The sequence below is a fragment of the Thalassospira xiamenensis M-5 = DSM 17429 genome, assembly GCF_000300235.2.
GTDB classification, from domain to species: domain Bacteria; phylum Pseudomonadota; class Alphaproteobacteria; order Rhodospirillales; family Thalassospiraceae; genus Thalassospira; species Thalassospira xiamenensis.
On the sequence record NZ_CP004388.1, the window covers coordinates 441,920 to 456,884 of the forward strand.

The 14,965-nt window shown below is 55.0% G+C and carries 13 protein-coding genes; 6 read left to right on the plus strand and 7 right to left on the minus strand.

Annotated features, from left to right (window positions below):
* Positions 1–53: 53 nt before the first annotated feature.
* Positions 54–1,019, minus strand: coding sequence for a glutathione S-transferase family protein (locus tag TH3_RS02040; protein ID WP_007089063.1), 966 nt, complete (start codon positions 1,017–1,019; stop codon positions 54–56).
* 166 nt (positions 1,020–1,185) lie between these two features.
* On the opposite strand from TH3_RS02040, the gene TH3_RS02045 reads away from it, so the two are divergent.
* Positions 1,186–2,118: a LysR family transcriptional regulator gene (locus tag TH3_RS02045; protein WP_007089062.1), complete on the plus strand. Its 933-nt coding sequence runs from the start codon at positions 1,186–1,188 to the stop codon at positions 2,116–2,118.
* A gap of 2 nt (positions 2,119–2,120) precedes the next feature.
* Here the strand turns inward: TH3_RS02045 and TH3_RS02050 are convergent, their stop codons facing one another.
* From TH3_RS02050 to TH3_RS02065, 4 genes are read right to left on the minus strand one after another with little or no spacing between them, the layout of a single operon-like run.
* Positions 2,121–4,196 (minus strand): hypothetical protein, encoded by a 2,076-nt coding sequence (locus TH3_RS02050; RefSeq protein WP_007089061.1) that lies wholly within the window; start codon positions 4,194–4,196, stop codon positions 2,121–2,123.
* Complete coding sequence (locus tag TH3_RS02055; RefSeq protein WP_007089060.1) at positions 4,193–6,904, minus strand: DUF4159 domain-containing protein; 2,712 nt, start codon at positions 6,902–6,904, stop codon at positions 4,193–4,195. Before TH3_RS02055 ends, TH3_RS02050 begins: the two co-directional genes overlap by 4 nt.
* The gene (locus tag TH3_RS02060) at positions 6,901–7,854 is read right to left on the minus strand and encodes a DUF58 domain-containing protein (RefSeq protein WP_007089059.1); all 954 of its coding nucleotides are present in this window, start codon (positions 7,852–7,854) and stop codon (positions 6,901–6,903) included. Before TH3_RS02060 ends, TH3_RS02055 begins: the two co-directional genes overlap by 4 nt.
* Positions 7,855–7,857: 3 nt before the next feature.
* Positions 7,858–8,895, minus strand: coding sequence for an AAA family ATPase (locus TH3_RS02065; RefSeq protein ID WP_007089058.1), 1,038 nt, complete (start codon positions 8,893–8,895; stop codon positions 7,858–7,860).
* Between the two features lie 115 nt (positions 8,896–9,010).
* On the opposite strand from TH3_RS02065, the gene TH3_RS02070 reads away from it, so the two are divergent.
* Genes TH3_RS02070 through TH3_RS02090 form a run of 5 tightly spaced genes read left to right on the plus strand, consistent with a single transcriptional unit; the run spans position 9,011 to position 12,541 of the window.
* Positions 9,011–9,592 (plus strand): DUF1285 domain-containing protein, encoded by a 582-nt coding sequence (locus tag TH3_RS02070; protein WP_007089057.1) that lies wholly within the window; start codon positions 9,011–9,013, stop codon positions 9,590–9,592.
* The gene (locus TH3_RS02075; RefSeq protein ID WP_007089056.1) at positions 9,589–10,224 is read left to right on the plus strand and encodes a CoA pyrophosphatase; all 636 of its coding nucleotides are present in this window, start codon (positions 9,589–9,591) and stop codon (positions 10,222–10,224) included. The genes TH3_RS02070 and TH3_RS02075 overlap by 4 nt, the downstream gene beginning before the upstream one ends.
* A 19-nt stretch (positions 10,225–10,243) precedes the next feature.
* The gene (locus tag TH3_RS02080) at positions 10,244–10,531 is read left to right on the plus strand and encodes a hypothetical protein (RefSeq protein ID WP_007089055.1); all 288 of its coding nucleotides are present in this window, start codon (positions 10,244–10,246) and stop codon (positions 10,529–10,531) included.
* Positions 10,532–10,583: 52 nt separating this feature from the next.
* Entirely contained in the window at positions 10,584–11,894 is a 1,311-nt protein-coding gene (locus TH3_RS02085; RefSeq protein WP_007089054.1) for a CCA tRNA nucleotidyltransferase, read from the plus strand.
* 2 nt (positions 11,895–11,896) lie between these two features.
* Positions 11,897–12,541: a DUF459 domain-containing protein gene (locus tag TH3_RS02090; protein WP_007089053.1), complete on the plus strand. Its 645-nt coding sequence runs from the start codon at positions 11,897–11,899 to the stop codon at positions 12,539–12,541.
* Positions 12,542–12,565: 24 nt separating this feature from the next.
* Here TH3_RS02090 and TH3_RS02095 read toward each other — a convergent pair whose 3' ends face one another.
* Positions 12,566–12,907 carry a hypothetical protein gene (locus TH3_RS02095; RefSeq protein ID WP_007089052.1) on the minus strand — a complete coding sequence of 114 codons (342 nt, stop codon included), beginning with the start codon at positions 12,905–12,907 and terminating at the stop codon, positions 12,566–12,568.
* Positions 12,908–13,032: 125 nt separating this feature from the next.
* Positions 13,033–14,877: a GGDEF domain-containing protein gene (locus TH3_RS02100; RefSeq protein ID WP_007089051.1), complete on the minus strand. Its 1,845-nt coding sequence runs from the start codon at positions 14,875–14,877 to the stop codon at positions 13,033–13,035.
* Positions 14,878–14,965 lie beyond the last annotated feature (88 nt).

The window sequence follows — 14,965 nt, forward strand, 5'->3', positions numbered from 1 at the left end:
GTTTTTGTTTGGGCGTGGTGTTGTCAGCCAACAAATCGGGCAGGGCGTGTTATCTATCCGGCGAACTGTTTGTCCCGGCCATGTGGCATATCAAGATCGAGAACAGGTCCCTTGGGCACGATGCCCGTCGGGTTGATCATCAGGTGGCTTTCATAATAGTGGCCCTTGATATGTTCAAAGAACACGGTCTGTTTGATGCCGGGCACCTGATAAAGTTCGCGCGTATAGGCCCAAAGATTGGGATAGTCCTTCAGCATTTTCAGATTGCATTTGAAATGCCCGTGATAGACCGGATCAAACCGGATCAGGGTGGTGAATAGCCGCCAGTCGGCCTCTGTCAGACGATCACCCGCCAGATAGCGATGGGTCGACAGATGGTCTTCCAGCCAGTCCAGCGTGCCAAAAAGCGTTGTCACAGCGTCTTCATAGGCATCCTGAGCGGTCGCAAAGCCAGATTTGTAGACACCATTATTCACATCGTCATAGACCCGGCCATTGATCGCATCGATTTCGCTGCGCAGATATTCTGGATAGTAATCGCCGGGTTTGGCTCCCAGATCATCAAAGGCAGAGTTGAGCATCCGGATGATTTCGGCAGATTCGTTGCTGACAATCCGGTTGGTTTTCTTGTCCCAAAGAACCGGCACCGTAACCCGTCCAGTATAATCGGGTTCTGCCGCAGTATAAATCTGATGCATGAAACCGTGATTGCCAAGATGGTCGGGCAGCCCGTCATCAGGGGAAAATTCCCAGCCATTTTCAAGCATGCGCCAATGCACGACCGAAACTGAAAGCATGTCTTCCAGTCCCTTGATGGCACGGAAGATCAGCGTGCGATGTGCCCACGGGCAGGCATAGGAAACATACAGGTGATAACGACCAGCTTCCGCAGGAAATTCGGCGTCCTTGTCTTTCGACAGCCAGTTCCGAAAAGCGGCGTCCTGACGTTTGAACTTACCACCGGTCGATTTCGTGTCGTACCATTGGTCTTTCCATTCTCCATCGACCAAAAGGCCCATAATCGTATCCTCCGGTTTTTTGTGGTCCCGTGATATGCCGATTACGCGCGGCCGGGGTCGTTGTTCCTATCATCGTCATTTCCCCGTTGAATGCAATCGGGCGATATGACATTAATTTGTTTCCAAATGGGCAACAATTATTCGGTACTCGGACAGGAGCAAAGCAATGCTGATCGGCAATCTGGATGGAATGACGGTTTTTGCTCGTGTCGTCGAGGAGCAAAGCTTTTCCGGCGCCGCGCGCAAACTTGCCATGTCCAAATCCGCGGTGAGCAAGCATGTCACCAAGCTTGAAGACAGTCTTGGCATTCGTTTGCTTAATCGCACGACACGCCGGTTGAGCCTGACCGACTCGGGTGCAACTTTTTATCAGCACTGCGCGCGCGTGGTTGAGGAAATCGAAACAGCCGAACATGCCCTGACCGATTTACGGGGCACGCCGCGGGGTACGCTCCGGATTTCGGCTCCGCTGACATTTGGCCAGCGGTATATGCCCGATCTGGTGTCTGAATTCATGGGCCTGCATCCGGGGTTGCATGTCGATATTCATCTGGCCGATCACATGGTTGATCTGGTTGCCGAAGGGTTCGATATGGCCATCCGCATCACCCGGTTAAAGGATTCCAGCCTGATTGCCCGCAAGCTTGCCGACTTTAACGGTTACGTCGTGGCATCGCCGGGCTACATCGCCGAACATGGTGAACCCAAACACCCGACCGAACTGGCCAATCACCGGACACTTGCCTATACCAACCTTCCCAGCCCGAATGTCTGGGAATTTGAAGGACCCGAAGGCCAGATTAATGTCCGCGTCAATCCGGTCATGTCGTGTAACAATGGTGATTTTACCTCGTTCGCAGCGATCCGGGGCCTTGGTATCGCGCGTGAACCGGAATTCATCGTTGCCGAGGCGCTTCAAAAAGGGTCGCTGGTCGAAATCCTTAAGGAATATAATTCGCTGGCCAGTGGCGGGATTTATGCCGTATATCCGGAACGACGCCATCTTCCGACCAAGGTGCGTATTTTCATTGATTTTCTGGTGGAAAAGTTTCGCGGTGGATTATGTAATTTCCACAAAACGATGTATCCGGTCGACTAAGGCTATTTGCTTTCGATCCGCCAGCCGATCAGACACATCAACCCCAGAAGAATAGCAACGACCGGAAGAGGCAACAGATTGGTAATGCCGCCAATCACTGTGCGATAGCTTTCCGTTTCCATCAAGCCTGCCCAGTTTGTGCCAAACCAGACACGTTCTTCTTTCACCCGACGGAAATCGGGAAGCCCTTTTTCGATGCGATCAATATATCCGCCATTGGCCAGAACCAGTTCGCGTAACAGGTCTGATGTCGAGTTGGTGTTGCGACGTTCACTGGTCAGAACATCGCGGTCGACATGCAATGCCGACTGGGTAACGCCGTCGCGATCAAGGGCCTGAACGCGGATCAGGCCGCGCTCTGCGATGGGCAGGGTGGCCTGCCATGTCTGATCCGATGTTCGTTCAAATGTTGTGCGCACGACTTTGCCGGTTTCCGGATCGGCACCGGTTGCGGTTGTCGGTTCAGCCCCGATCTTGCGCCAGCTCAGGGTCAGACTTTTACCATCGGCACTGCGTTCGGTGGCAATGGTGTTTTCGTCAAGGGCCGGTTCCTTCATCAGCCAGTGCGACAATCGGCGTAGTAATTCGGCAATCGGTCCGCCACCATCATGGCCGCGCTGCCACAACCACATCTGATCCGAACTCAGCATAGCTGCCCGGCCTTCTTCAACACGCCGCAAGGACAATAGGGGTAATTGATCCACACCGGTCAAAAGCGTCATGACGTCATTGTCAGTTTCCCGGGTTTCGATTTGCCGATACCAGCGGCCCCATTTTGGCGGGGTATTGATTGAACCGGCAATCGGGGCTGTCACCGGATGAATGCGTCCGGCTGTGTTCACGCGCGGCGCAAAAGGTTGTTCAATGACACGGCCCGTTGCCCGAACCGGCATCAAATCACCCAGAACCGTGTTTGAAAGCCCATCAGGTCCAAGATATTCCGGCCCGGCGACAACAAGGGCGGCACCACCCCATCGGACATAATCCACCACCTTTTCCAGATAGTGGGCAGGCAAAACCCCGCGCATCTGATAGCGATCAAAAATGATCAGATCGAACTGCCGCAGGCGCACTTCAAACAGATCACGGATCGGAAATGGGATCAGAGCCAATTCGTTTATCGGGGTATCGTCGCCTTTTTCCGGTGGGCGCAGGATCGTGAAATGCACCAGATCAACACCGGGATCGGCACGCAGAAGGTTCCGCCATGCCCGTTCGCCGGGATGCGGTTCGCCCGAAAGCAGCAGGACACGGAGCCGATCACGAACGCCGGTCGTTTCAAGGATCAGCCGGTTGTTGGTCTGATCTGTTTCGTCAGGATTTTCATCCATGCGCAATTCAGCGATCACCGGCCCGGCGTGGAGCACAGGAATGGTGACGCGGTGCGGTTCGTTGGCCGGCAGCGTCAGGTTCCGTTCGGTGCCATCTTCATGCAGCATGCGGACCGATACCGGACTTCCTGTCTCAAGGTTGTGATCAATGGCTTCGACCATGAAATCCGCGTTCTTGCCAACGATACCGTAATCGGCGGTCTGGCGAATTTGCAAACGCCGGTCATGTTCATCTTCGCGCCCGGTAATGAGCGCATGCAGGGGCGCACCCAGATCCAGACTGGCGGGAATATCGTGAATTTGCCCATCGGTAATCATGACGACACCACCCAGTCGTTCGCGCGGGATTCCGCCAAGAAGCCGGTCAAGGGCGGCAAACATCAGGGTGTCGGTTTCGCCCGGCACTTCTTCGATACGCAGTTCGATACTTTGATCATCGGCAAAGCGGTTGCGTATCTGCGAGATCGCGGCATCCGTCTGGTCGGTGCGGCTGCCGATATTCTGGCTATTGGAACGATCCACCAGCACAAGGACGATGTCGCTTAGTTTTTCACGGTTCTGATCGGTAAATTGCGGCGCAATCAGTGCAAGCAGCATGACCGCCATCGCGATTGCCCGCCAGATCGTGCCCCGCAGGCGAAATACCGCAAAAAGCAGAATGGCGGCTACACAGGCGATGGCAAGTATTTGCAGCAGCCCGATATCAAGTAATGGTGCGATCTGAAAATCCTGCCAGCTTCTGTTCATCGGCCAAGCCTTTCAAGGATTGCCGGCAAATGAACCTGATCCCCCTTATAACTGCCGGTAAGCGCATACATCACCAGGTTGACCCCGAAACGCCAGGCCATTTCGCGCTGGCGCGGGGAAATGTCATCGGTGCGGCTCTCTGTCTGGATGCCTTCGTTCAGCATCCAGGCCGATGCCCAGTCATTCCCGCCAAACAGAACAGACGCAACACCGTCCAACCGTTGATCGGGCCGTGCATCAAGCCAAAGCGGCGCGGCAAAGCGGCCATAGGCATGGTCCAGCAGATAGAAACTGCGAAACAGGATATGATCCCCCGGTGCCTTATCAAGGATCGGGATTTCCAGCCCGGCCAGTAATCGGCGCAGGCGGGCGGGTTCGACTTCCTGATCACGGCTGTCAATCAGGATCATGCCGCCGCTATCAAGATATCGGTTGATACGCGTCCGGGCAAAGTCCGAAAAAGGTTGCTGTCCGTCAACCAGCGGCCAATAGATCAGCGGATAAAAGCTGAGATCGCCGGCTTCGGGGTCAATGGCATCCGGGGCGGCCAGGTCAGCGGCCGTTCGCCGACGCAGGATTTCGGTCAAGCCGGCAAGTCCCGACTGGCTGAGACGGTCAATCGGGGCAACATCCGTCTTGAGATAGGCGAGACGCGGTTGCAAGGCAGCGGCCTGGGTTTCGACCGCCCTGGCGTCGCGGCCACCCAGCAGCATCGTTGCCGAAGCACCGATAAATGCCAGCAGAAGGAAAGATGTCAGCGCATCTTTATGCCGGGCACGTCTCAGACTGACGTGATGGACGAGTATCAGGGCAACCCCGTCAAGGATCAGAAGCAGCATCGCAGCCATCAGGCACATCGCGGCAAGATCGATTTGGTCCTGATCGGTGATTTCGCGTATGACCGTGCCGGACGGCCAGCGAACCTGACTGTCAAGATTTTCAAGGAATGAGCCAAGGTTAAGCGCAACGGCCTGACCATTTTTGCCGTATATCCCCGGCGGATGCCGTGGATCGGGCATCGGCAACGGTGTGCGCAAGGGCAGGGTCGTTGCATCAGGTTGATGAGCACGGCCGAAGCCATCGAGCACGGATTGGGCCGGCAGGCTTGTTTGCAGTTCGGCCTCAGACCGGTCACTTGGGCTTGCAAGGGGTAAAAGGCGTTGCCAGATTTCGACAAACAGGCCCGACATCGGAAGGTTTGACCAATCGGCCCACGGGGTCACATGGAAAAGAACAATTCGCCCGGCATTGCGCGGGGCACTTGTAATCAGCGGGGTGCCATCAGTCAGGCGGGCCCATGTTTTGGCAACAATTTCCGGATCGGGTTCGGCAAGAAGTTGCCGATTGATGGTAATTTCCTCGGGAATCAGGACGCCGAAAAATGGACTGGTTTCCGGAAATGCCAAAAGTCGTTTCGGTTTTTCCCATGACATCGATCCGCCGAAATCCCGATTGCCAAGACGCAGCGTCACAGGCAGGAATTCCGGTTCGACCTCGGTCGTGCTGTCCCCTGCGAAACGCACCAACATACCGCCATCGCGGACCCAGCGTTCAAGGGCTGAATATTGGCTGCCAAGGCCGGAAATCGGCCCTGTGGCGACAAGGATATCCATCCCGCTTTCAAGCAGCTTTCCAAGTGGTGCATAGGTCACGTCGGCATAGGGGGAAATTGCCCGGTCCAGAAAGAAATACCGATCCGACAGCAGCACCGGACTATCTCCGGAACTGACAATCACACCGACTTTTCGCTGTTGCCAGCGGGCACCGGTTTGAAAGACCGTGGCAGCGGATTCTATACCTTCTATTCCTACGGACTGTATCGAATTGGTGATGTCGCTGGGTAGTGGGATTTGGGTTCTGGTCTGATGGGTTGCTGGTTCAATTTTTACGGTGTGACGCAACAGAACCTGACCACGTTCATTGCGCGCAAGAAGGGCAAATTCGCCTGGCGCATTCATATTCTGATGGGCCAGGGTGATATCAAGTCCGGTACGGTTGCGTGTCAGCGATTGAACCGCGATGCGGTTTTCACGTTTGGGACCAAGTACGGTAATCGGTGCAACGGTACCAAGTTCGTTGGCAAGATCGGCCTTTGCGGGGTGTTCCATATTATCCGTCAGCCACATAATGCTGCCGATGGAATTGGCCATATGCTGGTGATCGGCGATCCGGTTTGACAGAGCCGTATAATCGGGAGCCCATGGGCGCGGATGCAGTCGATCAATAAAACGGTCAGCTTCGTGCGGCGATATCGGGCCGATAATATCGGGTAATCTTGTTGTTGTTGCGCCGGATGCCTCGGGTGCGGTTTGTGCGATATAGATACTGCGCAAGTCCAGCCGTGCCTGATTGATGATCTGGCTAAGGCCGGTGCGATATTCCTGCCAGTTTGCTGCTGATGACCAGCTGTTTTCGGCAATGATCAGAATAGCGCCCTCGTCGCGCGAGAATTCTGTTCTGTTAAGGACTGGTCGCGCGGCGGCGAGGATCAGCAAGGTCAGGATCAGGCAGCGTAAAAGCGTTTGCCAGATTGGTGCACGTTGCATGTCACGCCGGTTGGCACGAAGCCCCCGCAACAACCGGGCCGCCGGAAACACGACTTGTTTGGGCGACCTTGGTGCGGATCTGATGATCAGCCAGACAATCGGCAGAACCAGAAGACCGGCCAGCATCGCAGGATATAAAAAGGTGATGGCCGCAAGGTTCATCGCGGCCTCGTCGGGCTGTTGCGGTTCATCGCCGGACGACCACGTCCGTTAGAGCCACTTTGGCTTTGGCGTTCGCTTAAATGCTGATAAAGCGCAAGCAGGGTCGGGCTTGCACTTTCCGAAGTCACATGCTGGTCACACAGCCAGTCGTTTTCACGCGCGGCGTCGCGGATGTCGGCACGCCAGGTTTTGGCCCGCTGCCGGAAACCTTCCCGAAGGTCTTCAAACCGTTCGCTGCGGTAAATCATCTGATCGTCGGTATCCATGAAATTGACCCGACCGGTAAAGGGGGGCTCGATTTCAGCGGGATCAAGAACATGCACCAGCGCACCGTCATTCTGATACTGGCCAAGGGTCTTGATCGCGCGGACCGGTGACTGCTTGCTATCGACGAATTCCAGAAAATCACCCAGCACCAGAACGGAATGTTTGCGACCGGCATGCATCGAACCGGCATGGTCGGTGATGTTGCCCGGGCTTGCCAGCATGGCGTGGGCCAGTTTTTCAAGATGTTCGGCAGATGTGATGCGAGTCCGTTCGGCATCGAATGTTCCGACCGTTTCCCCGTTGCGCAGCAGCAGATCGGCAAGTGCGATGGAAATGACAAGGGTGCGTTCGGCCTTGAAAGGGATGTCTCGTGCCGATGACCAGTACATGGATGGCGATAGAACCGGCCAGATCCAGTAATTGTGGCTGGCTTGCCATTCGGTCTGACGGATAAAGGTATGATCGCTACGCGCGGAACGACGCCAGTCGATCTGGTTGGTCGGGTCGCCAGTGATGTAGGGGCGGAACTGCCAGAAATCGCTGCCAGGGCCGACTTTGCGGTTGCCGTGAAGGCCGCTTCGCAAGCTGATCGCCATGCGTCGGCTTTCATCGATCAGTTGCGGCAATCGGGCCGCCAGTGCACGTGCGGCTGCAACATGATCGTGGACCGCGGCCAATGCCAATTCTTATTTCTCCTGCAGATATTCCAACGCGTTGGTGATCAGGCCTCTGGCGGTGAAACCCTCGGCACGTGCCCCATAGGTCAAGCCGAAACGATGGCGAAGCACCGGAACGGCAAGGGCTTCGATATCTTCGATCGAGGGGGCGAAGCGGCCAAACAGCATGGCACGGGCACGACAGGCAAGCGACAGGGCCTGTGCCGCACGCGTGCCGGGGCCCCAGGCAACATTATCGCGGATATCGGCCATATGCGTGCTTTCCGGTCGGCATTCGCGGCAAAGTGCAATGATGGTATCCAGCACCCGGTCGGGCATTGGCAGACGCCGGACGAAATCCTGTGCTTCGGCCAGATCGTCGGCCTGAAGCACCTGCCGTGGGCGCACAGGATAGCGGCCAGTGGTTTCGGTTACGATGCGTCGTTCTTCATCTTGATCGGGATAGCCCAGCCGGACTTCCAGAAGGAAACGATCAAGCTGTGCCTCGGGCAGGGGATAGGTGCCTTCCTGTTCCAGCGGGTTCTGGGTTGCCAGAACGTGGAACGGTTCCGGAAGCTTGTGGCTGTAACCGGCGACGGATACTTCGCGTTCCTGCATGGCTTGCAACAGGGCGGACTGGGTGCGCGGGCTGGCGCGGTTGATTTCATCGGCCAGAAGCAACTGGCAGAAAACCGGGCCTTTGATGAAACGAAATGCACGTTTGCCGTCCGCGCCTTCTTCCAGAACTTCGGAGCCAAGGATATCGGCCGGCATCAGGTCGGGTGTGAACTGGATACGCTTATCAAGCAGGCCAAGGACTTTTCCCAATGTATGGGCCAGTAATGACTTGCCAAGTCCGGGCGCACCGACCATCAGGACATGTCCGCCGGATAAAATGCCGATAAGTGTTTGCTCTATGGCTTCATTCTGCCCAAATATAACAGATGAAACCATCTTGCGGGCTTCGTCCAACCTGCCAACACAGGCGTCAAGCCGCCCTGCGTCGCGTTCAAGGCTGCTGTCTTGTGAAAGACCCATTTCTTCGGGAAAACGTGGCGCGTTTGTCATGACAGGAAACTTTGCTTCCTCTGTTGTGCCGGTAATCGAAGCCGGTTACCCAATAAGGATGGTATCAGCGTTATAAAAGCGCGCAATCTTTTGGTTTCGGGCCTAAGTGTATAGCATGAGCAGTAACGAAAAAACCGTCGATCTTGCCGAAAAGCTCTGGACCCGCCTTCGCGCCGGAAAACCGGCAGGCGGACGCCATCCACAGATCTGTGGCGACATTCCCATGTCTATAGGTCGTGATGGAACCTGGTTCTATCAAGGTGGGCCGATTGGCCGTATCGAACTTGTCAAACTTTTCGCATCTGTCCTGCAACGCGACGAGGAAGGCGGGCACTGGCTGGTGACCCCGGCCGAGATGGCGCGCATTGAGGTCGAAGATGTTGCTTTCATTGCGGTCGAGCTGGAAAAAGCCGGCGAGAGTACGGCATCTGTCATCCGTTTTCGAACCAATATTGATCAGTGGGTCGAGCTTGATGAAAATCATGGTTTAAGGGTTGAACACGATCCCGAAACTGGTGAACCGTCGCCCTATGTGAAGCTTGATCGCGGTCTTGAGGCCCGACTGAACCGGGCTGTATTTTATCAGCTGGTCGATATGGCTGACGAGCTTAAAGAACCGGAGACCGGCAAAATGCGTATTGGTGTTTACAGTCACAATCAGTTCTTCGAGATCGGAACGCTGGAGGCTGGCGAATGACACCGGCCCAGATCATTGCCGCACTGAATGCGCCGCGTGATGATATTCTGCAGCGGCGTGGGGACCATGCGGTTGACTATCCGGGATCGAAATCACGCGCGCGCGAATTTGCCGAGGGGGAATTGATTGCGCGTCCGGCAGCGGTTCTTGTTCCGCTTGTACGTCGCGACGAAGGCCTGCATGTGATTTTGACGCGCCGCACCGATCATCTGAGCGATCATGCCGGTCAGATCAGTTTTCCCGGCGGTCGTCATGAAGACCATGACAATACGCTTGAGGAAACCGCCCTGCGAGAAACCGAGGAAGAAATTGGGCTGTCGCGCGCGCATATCGAACTGGTTGGTCGTCTGGACGATTATTACACTGTAACCGGATATCGGGTGACGCCGGTTGTTGGGCTGATCACACCGCCTTTCGACCTTGCACCCGATGCACATGAAGTGGCAGAAGTATTTGAAGTACCTTTGGAATTCATTGTTGAACCGCAAAACCAGAAACTTCAGACCGTGACCTTCGAAGGGGCAAAGCGCCGCTATTTTGCCATCCCGTATCAGGAATATTACATCTGGGGGGCAACGGCCGGAATGCTGGTGAATTTCAGCGAGGTTCTTAAGGCTAGTACTGAACGGTAATGATTGGAGACTATCGGTAATGCTGCGACAGATTATTCAGATTGCCATTCCCGTAATCCTGCCGTTTCTTGTTTACGGTCTTTGGCTTAAATGGGCGCGGGCAAAGGCGATTCGAGAAGGGCATGATGTTATTCCGCCCTGGGACAAAGGGCCGTGGCTTTTGCTGCTTGGTATTGGTGTGGCGCTGGCGGCGGCAATCCTGATTGTAACGGCACTCGGGACTGGTGCATCACCTGATTCCATTTATCATCCGCCGGTATTAAAGGATGGTGTCGTTCAGCCAGGATTTTTCGAACCCAAGGAATAACCCGGAAAAAAGACATCCGCCTGCAAGGTTTCAGGCCAGCAAAGATTTACCGATGACCGAACTGACAGCAACCGGGCATCTGCAGCCCTACGGGGTGATGACGCATCCCGACACAGCACGTGTATTTGATGCGATTGCAGCACATGGTGGCACGGCCCGCTTTGTTGGCGGGATCGTACGCGATGCGCTTTTGAAACGTGATCTGATCGATGTGGATATCGCGTGCGACCTGAAACCGGAAGAAACCGTTATTGCCCTTGAAAAGGCGGGGCTCAAAGTTATCCCCACCGGGCTTAAACACGGCACGGTGACGGCGATAACCGATGCATCGGCCTATGAAATCACGACGCTGCGCATTGATGTCACGACCGATGGCCGTCATGCAGAAGTCGCCTTTACTGATAGCTGGCTTGGCGATGCCAGACGTCGTGATTTTACATTCAATGCGCTTTATTGCGATCTGGACGGGACGATCTATGATCCGTTTGACGGTGAAACGGATTTGCGCGAAGGCCGGGTACGTTTCATCGGTATTGCCGAAGACCGGATTGAAGAAGACTACCTTCGTATTCTGCGATTTTTCCGGTTTCAGGCATGGTTTGGTCGACCACCACTTGACCCGATTGGTGCGGAAGCATGCCGCAAGGGGGCGCAAGGGCTTCGGGATATTTCACCCGAACGTATTCGCGATGAGATGTTTAAATTGCTGCGTTCACGCAGCCCGGCAGCCACGATTAAGGAAATGATCGGCTTTAATGTGTTGCCGGTTATCTTGCCGGATTTGGTAGATACACCGCGACTTCGCATGATGGAATGGCTTGATAGTACGGCTCTTGCCGATTCTGCAATCAAGCCCGATCCATTGCGTCGTCTGGCGGCCTTGTACCGTGCGCCGGAAAATGCGAATGATGATTTGCAGGCGGCAGCCGAATTTGGCAGGGCATTGCGATTGTCCAACGACGAAGCCGACCGTTTCGCGGCAATGATTTCCAATGCCAATCTTATCAGTGCCGATTTGTCCGAGGATACAATCCGACGTGATCTTTATCGCATCGGGCCGGATGCCTTTCGCGATGCGGTTTTGATTGCCTGGGCGGCGCGTGCGGCGATCCCGCCACGGGCCAGCAGTGCCGAAAACCGCGATTGGCAGGCTTTGTTGCAGGCGGCAACAGACTGGGTCAATGTTAAAATGCCAATTCAGGGGCGGGATCTTCTCGCAGCGGGTCTTGTGACCGCCGGGCCGACAATGGGCTGGTTGTTGGAGATGGCGGAAGAATACTGGATTGCAAATGCCTTTGCGCCCGGTCGCGAGGAACTGATGAATTATTTGGCGGCACAGAATGCCGCAAAGTTGCAGGAGTAATCATGGCCGAAGGCGTTACAGGTCATCGCATTTGCTGTTTTGGGGACAGTCTGGTCAATGGCGTGCGCGACGGGGATAAAGGCGGTTGGCCAATACGGCTAGGCCGCCGGTTGCTGGACGAGGCCAAGCGCGAAACGACGATCTATAATCTGGGCATTCGTGCCGAAACCAGCGAGGGCTTGAAAGCTCGTTGGAAGTTTGAGGCCGAACTTCGCATGGTGCCGGAATTCCCGACGGTTTTGATGTTCAGTTTTGGTGTGAATGATGCCAACCATGCCGAAGACCGTGGCGAGGAAACCACAATGCGGGTTTCCCCCGCCAAATCGGCGGCAAATGCAGCAGAGATCATAGGCGAGGCATCCAAATTGGCACCGACCTTGTGGATCGGACCGCAGGCAGTCATTGACGGCGGCAAGTCCAGTAAGGAAATCAACGAACGCCTTGAAGGGCTAAACCAGATATATGCCGAAACGGCGCGGGGTTTTGACGTGCCTTATCTTGATCTGCATGCAACGACGCTCGCCGATCAGGATTGGCAGCGCGCGCTTCGTCGTGGGGATGGCTATCACCCGGACCGGGCCGGTTATGACCGGATTGCCGAACTGATCTGGAACTGGGATGGGTGGAAACGTACCCTTGGGCTTTAAGGCCGGGTTATCGTTGCTGTCAGGTTAGACGTAGAAATCAACAAGACTGCCACGGTTGTTGGTACCGCTGGCGAAGGTGTGACTGGACTTCCCGTTGGCCCCGTAGCTGTTGGCGGCATCATCGGCCTGATTATTTTCAAGTGTCAGTGCTGTCTGGCCATCCTGAAACCGGCGTTCATTGCGTGCTGTTTCCGCCGCACGCTGAACGCGTTCGATTTCTTCGTCAGAAAGCTGGATCGAGTTTGCGACCTGCTCGACGGATTGCTTCTGTTCCTGCTGCGTCTGGGATGCACGTGGCGATACCGGACTTGCCGGGCGGACCGGAATCGGCGGCAGAATTTCAGAAGTGCTGGTAACGCTGACCATGATGGCAGGACGGCTCGCTACATTTGTTATGACGGGCGGCAAAACAGGTGTGCTGCATTTTCCGGATTTTAGCGTCAGTGATTTTAAAGAAAAGCGTTATTTGCAACGATAACGCGTATCGCCTGTTATCCGGGTTCCTGTATCATCGGCGCGATATTGTCCGGCGCGTCATAATGGCCTGCGGCAAAGCGGGTCACGCTATTTTTGGCAATCGTTTTGAGTTTCGCGGCCTCGATCGAGATATGGTCAAGCGTAATGTCTGTGCGTTCCGGCGGGATACGTACCAATGCCGCACTAACCGTCATCAAAGGAAATTCGCTGCTTTCACCGTTGCGCCCCTTGCCAATCAGGTAACCCTGATCGCGGGTTTGGGCGTCATAGAAGCTTTTGATCTGTTCATCGAACATGGATTGGGCACGTTGAACCGCACTTACGGCATCCTCGAAGTCAATTGACTGGACATAGGCAAAGAAATCATCGCCGCCTATGTGACCAACAAACCAGTCATTCTGGCTTAGCGCTTTGCCCAATATATCCTTGAAAAGCAGTATGGCGCGATCACCTTGCCGGAAACCGTAAAGGTCGTTGAAGGGTTTGAAATTGTCGAAATCAAAGTAAACGGCAAAGCGACGGCGGCGCGGTTTGGCAAGTGCGTTTGCCGCATAGCGATAAATCGCACTGTTTCCCGGAAGACGGGTCAGCGGATTTTCATCGCGTGCATTTAGCGTATTGCGTTCATTAACCGCGCGCAGCAGCGCACTTTGATCAAGCACGCCAAGGTAAACCCCCTTTTCAGTCAGGATCACACCATCAAGCGAGTTTGCCGCGACAAAGGTTTCAAGCAGTTCTGACAGACTGGTATTGATATCGGCAATCGGGCAGCGGCGCAAAAAACGGCTGATATTTGTGCGGTTGGCCGGGTTTTGCAAAAGCTCGCGACCAAATGGCGTGTATATGAAAGCCTTGAAATCTGAATCCCGGATCACGCCAAGCGGTTCGCCCTGCCTGTTGATAACCGGTGCAATGGCGATGTCGGTATTTTTCTGGAAATAGGACAGGATTTCCACCGGATTGATGTTGTTTTCGATCGGTGGCGTCTCGAGCAAATAGGACCGCAAAACATCGCCGTCGCGTTCTACCCCGCGCCGGTTTTCTATCGCAACCCCGGAAATGGCAGGGACGATATCTGTACGTTCCGGCAGGTCGACCGATGGCCGTGCAATGAAAAATCCCTGCACCAGATCGCATCCGATCCGTCGACAGCACAAAAACTCTTCGCGGGTTTCAACGCCTTCGGCCACGACCTGTGCGGCAATCATATGCGCGAAAGCCGTGATTTGGGATACAAACAGTTCCTTGCGCCGGTCGCGATCAATCCCGTCGATAAAGAACCGGTCAATCTTGATGATGTCTGGTTCGCATTCGTAAAGCGCGCGAAGCTGGGCAAAGCCGCTGCCATAGTCGTCGATCGCAACCTTGAAACCCTGACTGCGATATCGCGTCAGAATATCCTGAAGGTATTGGGCGTTGCTGATGTCGTGACGTTCTGAAATTTCAAGAAAGATGGTGTCGCGTTCAAGACCGGCTTTACGCAGCAATTCGGCGGTGCGGCCCGGCTGATAATCCGGGGTACGGACAACACGACTGTCAAAATTGTAAAACAGTTTCAATCGGCGTGCTTCGGGCAGGCGGGCAAACTTTGCAATCGCCTTTTCGCGCAACATCATGTCAACGCCGTGCAGATTGCCGGTTTCCCACGCCGTATCGAAAAGGGATTGGATCGAGTCAAAGCCGCTGTCTTCCCAGCGTCGCAAAAGCGCTTCGTAGCCAAATATGTGGCCGGTATGCGGGTTGACGATCGGTTGAAAGGCAAAGTCGACTTTTTCGACGATCTGCTTCCAGTTGCGAAGGCGGAGTGCCGAGCCGGCAGCTCTGTCCGCGGTCAGTTCATCCTCCGCATCAAATGCCAAGGCTATTCCCCGATCTTGAAAAATTTACTGAATCCTCTGAACGGCAGGAGCATCAAGGTACATGCAAAGCTCCTAACGCAGGATCGGC